The organism is Achromobacter sp. JD417 (genome assembly GCF_041879325.1).
GTDB lineage: Bacteria > Pseudomonadota > Gammaproteobacteria > Burkholderiales > Burkholderiaceae_B > Achromobacter > Achromobacter mucicolens.
The window spans coordinates 4,495,787-4,508,900 of sequence record NZ_CP087159.1; the positions used below are offsets into that span (position 1 = coordinate 4,495,787).

Below are 13,114 nucleotides of genomic sequence, written 5' to 3' on the forward strand. Positions count from 1 at the left end.
CACAACATGAAGAACATCGCCCGACTCACCCTGGTCCTGGCGGCGGCGCTGGCCGCGCCGCTGGCCAGCGCCGCCGACTACCCCAGCCAGCCGATCCGCCTGATCGTGCCCTACGTGGCCGGCGGCGCGGCCGACATCACCGCGCGCGTGGTCGCAGCCCGCATGGCCAAAACCCTGAAGGGCACGATCGTCGTCGAGAACAAGCCCGGCGCCAACGGCATGATCGGCACCGACTTCGTCGCCAAGGCCGCGCCGGACGGCTACACCCTGCTGCTGGACGCCAGCGGCCCGCTGGTGGTCAACCCGTCGCTGTACAAGAAAACGCCCTATGACCCGCTGAAGGACTTCGCCCCGATCAGCCAGATCACCAGCTACCAGTACGCGCTGGTGGTGCCGCAGCAGTCGCCCGCGCACAGCATCGATGACCTGCTCGCCGCCGCCCGCAAGAAGCCGGGCGCGGTCGCCTATGGCTCAGCCGGACTGGGCGCCGGCGGCCACTTGGCCGGCGAACTGCTTGCCCTGCGCACCGGCACCCAGCTGACGCACGTGCCCTACAAAGGCAACGCCCAGGCCCTGACCGACGTGCTGGGCGGGCAGTTGTCCTTCACCTTCGACACCACCGTCACCGCCACCCCGCACATCCAGTCCGGCAAGCTGCGCGCCTACGCCGTCACCGGCCCGCGCCGCGCCTCCAGCCTGCCCGACCTACCCACCATGCAGGAACTGGGCTACAAGGACTTCGTCATCACCCAGTTCCAGGGCTTGTTGGCGCCGGCCGGCACCGATCCGCGCATCATCGCCACCCTGCATGACGCCGTGGTCCAGGCGGTCAAGGACCCCGAGGTGGTGCGCAAGCTGGCCACCGAAGGCGGCAACGAAATCATCGCCGGCACGCCCGAGGAATTCACGCGCCAGCTGCGCGACGACCTGCAACGCTACCTCCAGCTGATCAGCGAAGCCCACATCACCGCGGAGTGACCCCATGTACCAGATCGACATCCTGATCCAGGGCTACCCCGGCCGCGCCATCTGCCATGGCGGCCTGGGCTGGAGCACCAGCACCCTGCTGCGCTCGGACCGCCACAGGATACTGGTGGACGTCGGCGCGTTCGGCGTGCGCCACCTGCTCGGCCGCCACCTGGAAGCCTGCGGCGTCGCGCCGGCCGACATCACCGACGTCGTCCTCACGCACGCCCACTACGACCACGCCGTCAACTTCACGCTCTTCCCCAACGCCACCGTCTGGATCGGCGCGCGGGAACTCGAATGGGCCGCCGCGCAACCGCCCGGCTTCAACCCGCTGCCCGAACTGTACGTGCGCGAACTCGACCGGCTGGACCGCGTGCGCCGCATCGACGACGGCGACGCCTTCCTGCCCGGCATCACCGCCATCGCCGCACCCGGCCATACCCCGGGCCACCTGCTGTTCTACGTCGACGATCCGCGCCAGCCCATCCTGTTCACCGGCGACGCCGCCAAGAACCGCGCCGAACTGGTCTCGGGCCAGGTGGTCGACACCGCCGACGCCGCCGCCAGCCATGCCAGCCTGGAACGCATCTGGGAGTGGTGGCGCAAGCGGCCCGATACCCTGCTGGTGCCGGGCCATGACCTGGGCATGAAGCTCGACGCCGATGGCGCGCCGGTCTATGTCGGCGAGCGCCGCGCCGCGATCAATGCATGGTTCGGGGATGACCTGGAGCCGCAACGGATCGACCTGTGCTGTGCGCCGGGTGCGGGGCGGTACAGCGTTTGAGTTGGCTGCCACCGCCTTTGAATTTCCTACCGTCCTTTCCCATGACCACCATGACCGCGATTTCCAACACTACCGCCCTTTCAGACACCCCCGCCCATTCCGGCACCGCCAACATACCCGCCGACATCATCCGGGCCTTTACGCCCACCGGTGCACTGCGCGCCACCATCAACCTTGGCAACCCCATCCTGGCCAACCGCGACGGCAACGGCGACCCCGTAGGCGTCTCCGTCGACCTGGCCCGCGCCTTCGCGCAGCGGCTCGGTGTCGCCCTGGAACTCATCGTCCTGGACAGCGCCGGCAAGGCCGTCGACACCGTCAGCCAGGAAGCCGCCGACATCGGCTTCTTCGCCATCGACCCCAAGCGCTCCGCCGACATCGCCTTCACCGACGCCTACGTCCTGATCGAAGGCGCCTACCTGGTGCGCGACGATTCGCCCCTGCGCGAGATCGCCGAGGTCGACGACCCGCGCCACCGCGTCACCGTCGGCCTGGGTAGCGCCTACGACCTGCACCTGACCCGCGAACTGCAACGCGCCACCATCACCCGCGCCGCCACCTCGCCCACCGTGGTCGACACCTTCCTGCAGACCGGCACCGACGTCGCCGCCGGCGTGCGCCAGCAACTGGAAGCCGACGCCCGCCGCCTGGGCGGCCTGCGCCTGCTGCCCGGCAGCTTCATGACCATCCGCCAGGCCATGGGCTTGCCGCGCGGGCGCCGCGAAGCGGCGCAGAAGCTCCTGGCCGCCTTCGTAGAGGACGTGAAACGCAGCGGATTCGTTGAGCAATCCTTGGCTCGCCATGGTATCGAGGGCGCGGCCGTCGCGCCTACAAGTCGATAAAGGAGGGGAGGTTTGATAAACCCCGATGAGAGCGACCAAACGTCGAATTTCATGTAACTTCGAACCCGAAGCCCTATCTAAATCGAAGGCTTAATGAAATTTGATTGATGCACTTGGGCCAGCGCGGTTCGTTGACCGTGGAACTCTTGGACGACACGTTCATTGAACTCAGGCATGCAATGTCTCGACCAGATTGCGTGGGCGTCAGTGCAGCGTCGTCGCCTATTCCGGACGGCGATGCCGCTCGCCCCCCCAAATCTAGGCAGGCGGCCGCCCCCCCCCAACGACGGATGCTCCTGTTACTGGCTCACACTCTTAGCGACTCTCCCTCGCCCACATGTCACGACGGACCGATTCCGGCCAGAAGCGGACAGCTGAAAATGTCGAACTTCGGCAAGAAGCAATCGTTTGCAGCAACAAAGCTGCAGTCATGCGGACAGCTCGCCGCAGCGGCGTAGGTCCGCTCGGGCATGCTCCGCGGCCGTGGATGCCTGTAGGAACTTTGGTCATCAGAATTGCGGCGGAGGGAATGTTTTTTTGGGCCGGTAAGCGGACCGCGCTCCAAGGCGGCGATTGAAGAGCAATCTCGAGGTCAAGCAAGTAATCGGTGGATGTCAGCGCGCCGGCGACCAGACTCCTCGCCCGGTTGTCGTAATCCATTTCGGAGCACTGACCAACACACAAACTAAAAGATTGGACCCGTCGTCGTACGATAGAGACTCGTTGCGCGTCGCCCAAGGGGCTAGACGGAGTGCACGGGTCGCGCCGCCTCTCCGTCCTTAGCTACTTGAGAGCTTGTGTTTCGACAGTCAAATGTGAAAGTTCGTGAATGTGCGACAATTTGGCCTTATAGAACGAACTGTCCTTGGGACTCTGAGTCGCAAGCGAGACGATAGCGGAAAAGTGACTAGGACCGATCTGCCAAACATGCAGATCCGCAATCGAATCTTCGCTCCCCGCTAGCGCCTCAGCGATCTCCTCTTGCACCTTGGTCCCTTCAGTGGTGGCATCCAGAAGCACGTTGCCGGATTCACGGATCAGTCGCCACGACCAGCGCAAGATAACCAACGCACCGATCACACCCATGACTGGATCAGCCCATAACCATCCGTAGCTGCGGCCTAGAATCAACGCAACAGTGGCAAGTACCGAAGTTAGAGCGTCCGCCAAGACATGAATATAGACAGCGCGAAGATTGTTGTCCTTGGCATGGAAGCCGTGTTCAAAATGGTGATCATGGTGGTGACCGTGGTCATGATGATGGGAAGGAGCGTCTTTGAGGAGACAGCCGACACTAGATTCACCACCAAACCCACGATAGCCACCCGATGGCCTGGTTATAGCTAATGGGAACGGGATTGGCTAGACGCACGACGCCTTCCCAGCCAAAGAGCATGGCGATCAACGCAAGCGCTACGGCGATGGCAAAGCCGGCCAGGTCGCCTAGCTTACCGGTGCCGAAGGTAAACCGACGGTCTGTTGCATAGCGTCGCGCGTAGCCATATGCCAGCATGATGATAAGCATGGCACCAGCGTGTGTGGACATGTGCCAGCCGTCGGCGACAAGTGCCATCGAGCCGTAGTGCCATGTCGGTCATTTCAAATAGTATAGGGGGGCTATAGTAGATTAAATACAACACTCCTTGTCGAATGCCGGCGAAGGGATTAAGCAGCCCTCCAGGCAGCGCCATCGAGTGGTGGGCTTAGGGGCACAGATGCCCGGTGTCTATTGGCTCGTGGGAAGGGCGAGATGCCTGCAAATTTTTGCGGTTTTACACAGATCGAGCGAGGGCCTGGGGCTGGCTCTCGCCCTCGCCTCAGCGGATTGCAGCACGCCGACTACGCCATGGCACGGCAGGCCTGCGCGCAATCATTGCATATGCTCGCGCAATGTTGACAGTGGCTACTCTGGAATTTTGCGCATTCCTGGCCACACTCCTCACATACTTCCGCGCAAAGGTCACATATTTGGCGAGCGAATTCGCTACTTCGGGCCATATATGCCGCCGCTAGCCTGCATACTGCCGAGCAATCAGCGTCAAGCTTTACGCATCTTGCCATCTTCGTTGCGTCTTCTTCTGTTAGGCAAGCGGCGAAGCACTGGTCGCACGCCTGGGCGCAGGTATAGCATTCGCGGATACAGGTTTCATATTGAGTCGAGTTCATGGAGAGCTCCTATGGAATGGGGCGTTAGCGCCCACATATCTGGCAGCACGTTTCATGCCGCATCCCCGTAACGTCGCTGCTTAAGCGCAGAGATGGACCGGGCGAACTCAACCCAGCTGCAGAGCCCAACGCTGTATTCTGTTTCATTACATTTGAGTAATGTCGCCCCGCGCAGCGAGGCTAGCTACCTAGGCTCACTGAGGACCAGTTACCGCACGCGCCTCGCGGTCCCCGCCCGCAAGCGATGCCGCACCTGGCTAGAGCTTGAGCCCATGACAGCTATGCATCCAGGTCTACAGACCTAAGTCGCAGCGAGTTTCCAATTACACTCACCGAAGACAAGGCCATGGCCGCTGCAGCAATAATGGGCGAGAGCAATATTCCGAAGACCGGATAAAGAACGCCAGCTGCAACGGGAATTCCTGCAGCGTTATAGACGAATGCGAAAAAGAGGTTTTGTTTGATATTCCGCATCGTCGCTTTGGAAGCATGGCGTGCTCGGACGATGCCCATGAGATCGCCGTGAAGCAGCGTGACGCCGGAACTTTCCATGGCGACATCCGTGCCGGTCCCCATGGCAATGCCGACGTTCGCCGCGGCAAGTGCAGGCGCATCATTCACGCCGTCACCTGCCATCGCGACGGTGTGGCCTTTTCCCTGATACCGCCGTACAGCCGCCCCTTTGTCCTCTGGCAGCACCTCCCCTACTGCTTCGTCAATTCCCAAATGCCTCGCAACGGCTTGGGCCGTCGTCTTGTTGTCTCCCGTCAGCATTACCACCTTGATTCCTGCCTGATGAAGGGCCTTGATCGCCTGCGGCGTGGTCGACTTGATGGGGTCTGCGATGCCGACTAATCCTGCGTATTGGCCATCCCAGCCTACGTAGATAACGGTGGCTCCTTTTTCGCGAATAGCCTCTCCGTGGCGCTCGGCGGGCACGTCCACCCCTTGCTCCTCTAAGAAGCGGGCACTACCGCACACTACTCGGCGCCCAGCCACCAGCCCAATCACTCCTTTCCCCACAGGAGAGTCGAAATCGGCCACCGGCAACAGCTGGATTCCCTCGTTCTCCGCAGCGCCGACGATGGCTGCAGCAAGGGGGTGCTCGCTTGCGCGCTCCACACTGGCGAGTGCCTGAAGTAGGTCGGCCCGGTCTATCGCCTCGACCGGCACAACCTCTGTAACTGTGGGCTTGCCTTCCGTTAGAGTACCTGTCTTGTCGACGATCACGAGGTCCACTTTCTGCATATGCTCCAGTACCTCCGCGTCTCTGATGAGTACCCCGCTTTGGGCGGCGCGGCCGACACCGACCATGATGGACATAGGAGTTGCCAACCCGAGCGCGCACGGACACGCGATGATCAGAACGGAGACCATTGCGATCAGCGCATAGGTGAAGGCGGGCGTCGGCCCCCACAGCATCCATGCTCCGAATGCCAGTACAGCCGCGAGGATGACGGCAGGCACAAACCAGCCGGCCACTTGATCGACCAATCGCTGGACCGGAGCGCGACTTCGCTGCGCCGCGCCTACCATTTGAACGATCCGAGCTAGCAAAGTGTCCGCACCCACACGGTCGGCACGCATGACAAAACTGCCGGACTGATTCATTGTCCCCCCTGTCACACGGGAGCCCGGTGTTTTCGCCACCGGAATAGGCTCACCTGTCACCATCGACTCGTCAACCGTGCATCGCCCTTCGACGACCTGGCCATCCACAGGCACCTTCTCTCCCGGGCGTACGCGCAGGTTATCCCCCACCTGCACGGACTGCAGATCTACAGTCTCATCTTGACCATTCGGACTGACTCTTACTGCCGTTTTCGGCGCAAGGCTCAGCAACGCCTTAATCGCACCCGAAGTTCTTTCGCGAGCACGAAGCTCGAGGACTTGGCCGAGCAAAACCAAAACCGTAATCACTGCCGCGGCCTCAAAGTAGACGGCCACCGCACCTTGTGGACGGAAGGCCTCCGGGAACCGTTGCGGTATGAAAGTGGCAACGATGCTGTACACCCAAGCTACGCCTGTTCCCAGTGCGATCAGTGTGAACATGTTCAGACTGCGATTCGTGATCGATTGCCATGCCTTCGAAAAGAACGGCCAGCCTGCCCACAACACGACGGGGGTCGCGAAGATAAGTTGTATCCAGTTGGACGTTTGCGGGCTGATGAATCGGTGCAGGTTGAAGAGGTGTCCACCCATTTCCAGAACAAATACCGGCAAGGTGAGCAGAAGGCCTATCCAAAACCGACGATTGAAGTCACGCAGCTCATGGCCGTCCTGCTCATCATCCAAAGAGACCGTTACGGGTTCGAGTGCCATGCCGCAGATGGGGCAGCTGCCCGGGCCGGCTCGTCGGACTTGTGGATGCATGGGGCATGTGTACTGCGCGGCAATTTTCCCAGGTGCCGGCAGGGCACCATGCGTCGCGTCATACTCTGTGGGCTGGGCATGGGGTACATGTCGCCCACCCGTTGCATGCCCCCCTCGACCTGCCCCATCAATAGGCTGGTCGGCGCGGTCTCGGTGACATGCGTGGTGGCTAGGCTCGCCCATGGACGAATGCCCGGAATGGTCACCGACACCAGCTGGCGGCTTGGTAGGCTTTGCCATGACACTCCTCGCTAGGATGGCGTAGATCTACAGCATAGGCCTTTCCATCGCCGGAAGGTCAATCCCTTACTAGAGGCTTGTTCTGAAAGGCCCACGATCTGAGGAATCGAATCAGTCTTGAGATGCCGGCAGCCTTACGCTATGTATAGGACTGATAGACTTCTGCCTTCCCTGAGGGCAGGACGAGAAGCACGTCATAGGCCATGTGCCTTCCTCCGTAGTCCGGGCCATCCATTCCTGGCGAGCCCAGAGGCATGCTCGGAACCGCCAGTCCGACTGCGTTTGGCTTCTCCTTCAGCAGTCGGGTGATCTCCCTGGCCGGGACGTGCCCCTCCAGTACATATTCTCCAACGACTGCGGAATGGCAGGAGCCGAACGCGTCCGGGATGCGGTTACGTTGTCGTACAGACGAGGTATCGCTGACGTCATGAGTGGTCACTTCAAAGCCATTGGCTTCGAGATGGCTCACCCAGTCTTTGCAGCAGCCGCAAGTGGGCGTCTTCCAGACTTCGATGAGCGTCTTCGGTTGGGCCATCAAGGGGATGGGAGACAAGACGATCGTCACCAATAGGGCTCTACGCAGAAGATTGGCGCTGTGGCTTTCTGTTCGCATCAAATTTCTCGGGTTGGCGGTATAGAAAATGCACTAGAGTCCTGGAAGTCATCACGACATGGGCGATGGTGACAGGATCCCCAGTGCTGCAACAAGAAGCAGGATAAGAGTGGCAGCACTACTCTCGAACATGAGGCTACGACGTAGCGTAAGAACAGCTATCGCATGATCGCCCGTTCGGACGGCGTGCTCCAGACGCGGACTTAGATAGAAGCGATTAGCGGCAGCCAGTGCAAGCATCGTGCCAAATAAGCCAAGCTTTGCGACAAGCAGACCACCGTAGGATGTCAACGACATATCGGGTAGCGAAGCACCGACGATCAACAAATAGTTGACCACGCCCGTAATGGCAAGCGTCAGCACGATGGCTGTGCCCACTTGGGCAAAGCCGTTTGAAGTGCGGTTCAATAAGGCAACGTTGCCGGAGGTGGCTGTCGGCTGAGATAACAGGAGGAACGCGAGGAGCGCGCCCGCCCAAGCGCCGGCAGCGATCAAATGCACGATGTCCGATGTGAGGTGAACGTAGCGCCTAAAGCCTTCGTCCATGGCACCATGCCCGCCCCAAGCGAGTGTGGACAGCGCGATGCCACCGGCTATCGAGAAAATGCCTAGTCCGACCCTCTGATGCGTGCGAGCAAGTACTCCCACTAGCACGCAAAGCATCAACGCACCCAGTCGAGCCACCCATGCCGCGCCAAAGTCAGTGCCTGTCACGATCATTTCGAAGACGTGGCTTTGAAGCTCTGCGTAGGATGTGGCGCCGGTCATGCTTTTGGCCATTATGGCAATATTGGCCAGCGACAGGATGATGCCCAGAGCAGCGAGCGCCGTGCTAACCGCTAAGAATCGCGCACCCGTCGACGAGGCGATTTCCCGTTGACGTAGCGCGTACATACTGAATAGCGGCAGCCCGAAAAGCATGGCAAGGTCAAGATAGAGTGCGAAACGCACGACGACAGTCGGCCAGTCCATTCAGGAATCACTTGACGGTAAACGCGATACTGCCGGTGACTGGATGCGTATCGGAGGACACCGCACGCCAATCCACTCGGTAGTTGCCAGGCGCAAGCACTTGCGCCGGCGTGATGATCATAGCCTTCGGGTCATCGCTACCTGAGATTTTGGCGTTCACCTTCATCGGCCCGTGGTTCGCCATACCGGGCATACCGGTCATGACCAGCGTCGCTCCTGAGAATTGCGTTGTCAGATTTTCCGAGAATTTCAGCTCGATCTTCGGAGGTGCAGTCACCTCGGCCTTGTCGCTGGGCGAGGAAGAAAGCAACTTCGGATGAGCGATGGCCGCGACGCTGGCGAGCATAGCGGCCATAGTCAAAGTGGCGCGAATTGTTGCGAAAAAGGTTGGCATTGTGAGGTCCTAAATACACTGCGGATTAAAATCATTGGAGCGGCGTTCCGCCCTGCCATTTGGGATGTTGGAAGTGTCAAACTGTTGTCGGTTGCTCGGTTCGTATCCCATCCAACTCGAACCACGAGTTGGAAAGGCTCATTCCCAAAGCCGGCGTGTCGTTGCTAAGAGAGCTAGGGTACCGACAAAATGCGTTGGGCGGCGCTAGACGCTAAAACCAGATGCGAACCCCAGCCAAGATCGCGCGCTCAGACCGGCTTTCTCCCTCTTCGCTCGCATAGCTCGCCGTCTTTCCGAACTTTCGTCCGAACGAAACACCGATGTACGGTGCAACTTCGCGGGTCAGCTCATAGCGCAAGCGAAAGGAGAGCGAGGCATCCGACAAGCCCGCACCGACACCTCGCGCCTTGTCGTCTTTTCCGTACACACTGGCTTCGATCTCTGGAGTCAGGATTAGGCGCTGTGTAAGTAGCAGATCGTATTCAGCCTTCAGCGCGAGCGCGGTTCGTCCAGAACCTCCCACATAACCCGTTATTTCCGTCTCGATGTTATAGGGAGCCACTCCCTGAACACCGATCGCGGCCCAGTTGCGCTTTGGACCAGTGCCGAAATCGCGTCGCGCACCCAACTGTAGATCCCAGAATGGTGAAACGGTGTGACTCCAGAACGCCTCGATCTTTCCGTCAGTGCTGCCATTGACCCGATCACCTTCACTCTTTATCCAGAGCTTATTCAGATCACGCCCGACCCAGAACTGGCCGTCCCATTGAACACCAGTGTTGCCATCTCTGTCATACGCCATTCCCAGTTTGTCAAAAAGCAGATGGCTCGTGATCATGTTGTCCATCATGTGTGGATGGATGTCGTAAGCGGAATATCGTTGTTCTGTTGTGCCGTCGCTTGTGGGTAAAGTTCCAACCGGCACTTCGCCTGAATTCGCTCCGCCCGCCATGTTCTGTATCGAGCCATGGTCCATGCCTTTCATCGAATCCTGGCTCATGCCTTTCATCGAGCCATGGTCCATGCCCTTCATCGAATCCTGGCTCATGCCTTTCATCGAGCCATGGTCCATGCCCTTCATCGAATCCTGGCTCATGCCTTTCATCGAGCCATGGTCCATGCCTTTCATCGAATCCTGGCTCATGTTTTTCATCGAGCCATGGTCCATGCCTTTCCCCGAATCCTGGCTAGATCCTTCCGCCGAACCGTGGTTCATGCCATCCACCGAACCATGGCCCATACCAGGCATTGCGCCGGGATTCGTTTGAGCCATCGCTAACCCCCCAGTGACAGCCAGAACTGCCCCTCCTGCAATCGCCGCGAACCGATTTTTCGTACCTTTATGGTTTGTCATTTGCCTTCACTCCACGACCACTGCACGGAACATGCCAGCTTCCATATGAAAAAGAAGATGACAGTGATATGCCCAGTTTCCTCGGGCGTCGGCACTCACTCGGTAGGTGATACGCTGCGCAGGATTCAAGCTTATTGTGTGCTTGCGGACTTGGAACTTCCCATCTGGGGACTCCATGTCGCTCCACATTCCGTGCAAATGAATGGGATGAGTCATCATGGTGTCATTGACCAAAACAAAGCGGACCCGCTCTCCAAACTTCAGCACAATGGGCTTTGTCTCAGTGAACTTAAGACCGTTGAATGACCACATGTAGCGCTCCATGTTGCCCGTCAGATGGAGCTCGATCTCCCGCGTGGGATTTCGATTGTCCGCCGGTTCCATCACGGAATGGAGATCGGCATATGTCAAAACCCTGCGGCCGTTATCGCGCAAGCCAGGGCCCGGGTCGTCCAATCTCGTCGAGACGACGTCGGGGGGCATCGTATTGGCAGGACTGCGCTCTTCCGGATAGGGGTGCTTGACCTCGACCATGCCCCCTTCATTTCCATTGTTGCCATGGTTCATTCCTGCCATTCCCGACATTGCGCCCATACCGCTCATGCCGGCGTGATCCATGCCCTGCATCGAACCATGATCCATAGCGCCTGGCCCTGACGATGGTGTGCTTCCCATGGAGGAATGATCCATTCCCTCCATCGCGGCTCCACTCGAGCCGCCCACCTCCATCCCAGGCATATCGTGAGCCATGCCCATATCCATCATGGTCAAAACTTGCACGCGGTCTAATGCGGGAACTTCCGCCTGCATTCCCTCGCGCGGGGCGAGCGTAGCGCGCGCATAGCCAGACCGATCCATAGCTTGCGAAAAGATGGTGTAGGCACGGTCTTCAGCCGGTTCGACAATAACGTCGAAGGTCTCTGCGACAGCGATCCGGAACTCATCCACTTCCACCGGCCTGACGGGCTGCCCGTCAGCGGCCACCACGGTCATTTTCAGACCGGGGATCCGGACGTCAAAATAAGTCATTGCCGAGCCGTTAATAAAGCGGAGGCGCACTTTCTCTCCTGGCCTGAAGAGTCCAGTCCAGTTCCCAGCGGGCGATTTCCCATTCGTCAGAAAGGTATACGTGGCGCCGGACACATCGGCGAGGTCCGTATTGTTCATGCGCATCTGCTGCCACATCAGACGCTCATTCAATGCCTGCTTCCATCCGACCCTCTTCGCATCCTCTCGGAGACTCTCAACCGATGGTTGGATGTAGTTGTAGTAATCGGGCGACACCTTCAGCTTGCGGAAGACACTCATCGGATCTTCGTCGGTCCAGTCCGAAAGCAGTACGACGTGATCGCGATCTGCGCTTACCGGGTCGGGACGTTCAGGATCGATGACGATCGCGCCGTACAGCCCGGTTTGCTCTTGGAAGCCCGAATGGCTGTGATACCAATAGGTGCCGCTTTGGCGCACTTGAAATTGGTAGTCAAACGTCTCCCCCGGACGAATACCAGGAAAGCTGAGCCCCGGCACGCCATCCATGCCCGTGGGAAGAAGGATTCCATGCCAGTGAATCGAGGTATCCTCTTTCAGGCGATTAGTCACGCGTAGCGTGACAGTATCGCCCTCCTTCCAGCGCAATGTCGGAGCAGGCAGTGTCCCGTTGACCGTTGTGGCCATACGTGGCGCACCCGTGAGGTTCGCTGGAGTCTGCGCGATTTCCAACTTAAAATCGGTGCCAGACAGCACTGTATTCTGCGACGCGTTGGTGGCCGCCCAGACGGGCGTGCGCCAAAGACCGAGGCTGGCCAACGTACCTCCGGCAGCCAAGCCCTGAACGAAGCGGCGGCGTGGGTTTGAAACTGCACTTGTCATTCGCTATCTCCCCGGGGCGGCCAATAAGGCCCCCGGTCTTGGTTACTTGATCGACACTGCGCCTTTCATGCCTGCGGGATAGTGGCCCGGTTCCAGGCATGCGAACGCGACTCGCCCTGCCTTGTCGAACTGCCACACGATTTCGCCCGTCTTTCCGGACGTTAATGAGATCGAGTTGGGTTCCTCATGACGCATACGGGGATCGCTCAGCATCATCTGATAGTGGGCATCGAGAGTTGCTTCTGTCCCCAACACCATTTCGTGACGAATCTTCCCCGAATTGGTCACGTTGAACCGAACCGTCTCGCCGGCCTTGACCTCAACGTCGCTGGGCATGAACCGCATGGCGTCTGTCATGTTGACGTCGATCGTTCGAGACACCTTGTCGGACGAACCAGGTTTGCCGATCACCGCGGCCGTGTCATGGCCGTCGCGATGACCCCCGGCGTGGTCCCCAGAGGCCGCCGCACCCAGGGAAATCATCAACGCAGCCGTGGCTGTGGCCGCTTTAGCCAATATCTTTTTCTTAGCCATCGCA

At 59.6% G+C, this 13,114-nt stretch carries 11 protein-coding genes and 1 pseudogene; 3 read left to right on the forward strand and 9 right to left on the reverse strand.

What is annotated here, in order from left to right; genetic code table 11:
- Positions 1-6: 6 nt before the first annotated feature.
- Genes LN047_RS20760 through LN047_RS20770 form a run of 3 tightly spaced genes read left to right on the forward strand, consistent with a single transcriptional unit; the run spans position 7 to position 2,595 of the window.
- On the forward strand, positions 7-978 hold the full coding sequence (locus tag LN047_RS20760) for a Bug family tripartite tricarboxylate transporter substrate binding protein (RefSeq protein ID WP_373980072.1): 972 nt from the start codon (positions 7-9) through the stop codon (positions 976-978).
- A 4-nt stretch (positions 979-982) separates the two neighbouring features.
- Positions 983-1,753 carry an MBL fold metallo-hydrolase gene (locus LN047_RS20765; RefSeq protein ID WP_373980073.1) on the forward strand — a complete coding sequence of 257 codons (771 nt, stop codon included), beginning with the start codon at positions 983-985 and terminating at the stop codon, positions 1,751-1,753.
- Between the two features lie 50 nt (positions 1,754-1,803).
- Entirely contained in the window at positions 1,804-2,595 is a 792-nt protein-coding gene (locus LN047_RS20770; protein ID WP_373982166.1) for an ABC transporter substrate-binding protein, read from the forward strand.
- A 783-nt stretch (positions 2,596-3,378) separates the two neighbouring features.
- Here LN047_RS20770 and dmeF read toward each other — a convergent pair.
- The 9 genes and pseudogenes from dmeF to LN047_RS20815 all read right to left on the reverse strand — a co-directional run.
- Positions 3,379-4,177: pseudogene (gene dmeF, locus LN047_RS20775) on the reverse strand (CDF family Co(II)/Ni(II) efflux transporter DmeF); the annotation flags it as partial.
- 257 nt (positions 4,178-4,434) lie between these two features.
- Positions 4,435-4,761 (reverse strand): four-helix bundle copper-binding protein, encoded by a 327-nt coding sequence (locus LN047_RS20780; RefSeq protein WP_083447582.1) that lies wholly within the window; start codon positions 4,759-4,761, stop codon positions 4,435-4,437.
- 279 nt (positions 4,762-5,040) lie between these two features.
- Positions 5,041-7,317 (reverse strand): copper-translocating P-type ATPase, encoded by a 2,277-nt coding sequence (locus tag LN047_RS20785; protein WP_370641234.1) that lies wholly within the window; start codon positions 7,315-7,317, stop codon positions 5,041-5,043.
- A gap of 196 nt (positions 7,318-7,513) precedes the next feature.
- Positions 7,514-7,987, reverse strand: coding sequence for a DUF411 domain-containing protein (locus tag LN047_RS20790; RefSeq protein WP_175236335.1), 474 nt, complete (start codon positions 7,985-7,987; stop codon positions 7,514-7,516).
- Positions 7,988-8,038: 51 nt separating this feature from the next.
- Positions 8,039-8,959, reverse strand: a complete 921-nt coding sequence (copD, locus tag LN047_RS20795; RefSeq protein WP_050450193.1) for a copper homeostasis membrane protein CopD — start codon at positions 8,957-8,959, stop codon at positions 8,039-8,041.
- 7 nt (positions 8,960-8,966) lie between these two features.
- The gene (gene copC / locus LN047_RS20800) at positions 8,967-9,353 is read right to left on the reverse strand and encodes a copper homeostasis periplasmic binding protein CopC (RefSeq protein WP_050450192.1); all 387 of its coding nucleotides are present in this window, start codon (positions 9,351-9,353) and stop codon (positions 8,967-8,969) included.
- A 211-nt stretch (positions 9,354-9,564) separates the two neighbouring features.
- On the reverse strand, positions 9,565-10,386 hold the full coding sequence (locus tag LN047_RS20805) for a copper resistance protein B (protein WP_370641235.1): 822 nt from the start codon (positions 10,384-10,386) through the stop codon (positions 9,565-9,567).
- Between the two features lie 327 nt (positions 10,387-10,713).
- A complete protein-coding gene (locus LN047_RS20810; protein WP_050449056.1) occupies positions 10,714-12,576 on the reverse strand; it encodes a copper resistance system multicopper oxidase in 1,863 nt (620 codons plus the stop codon).
- Positions 12,577-12,618: 42 nt separating this feature from the next.
- Entirely contained in the window at positions 12,619-13,110 is a 492-nt protein-coding gene (locus tag LN047_RS20815) for a plastocyanin/azurin family copper-binding protein (protein ID WP_050449055.1), read from the reverse strand.
- Between the last annotated feature and the right edge of the window lie 4 nt (positions 13,111-13,114).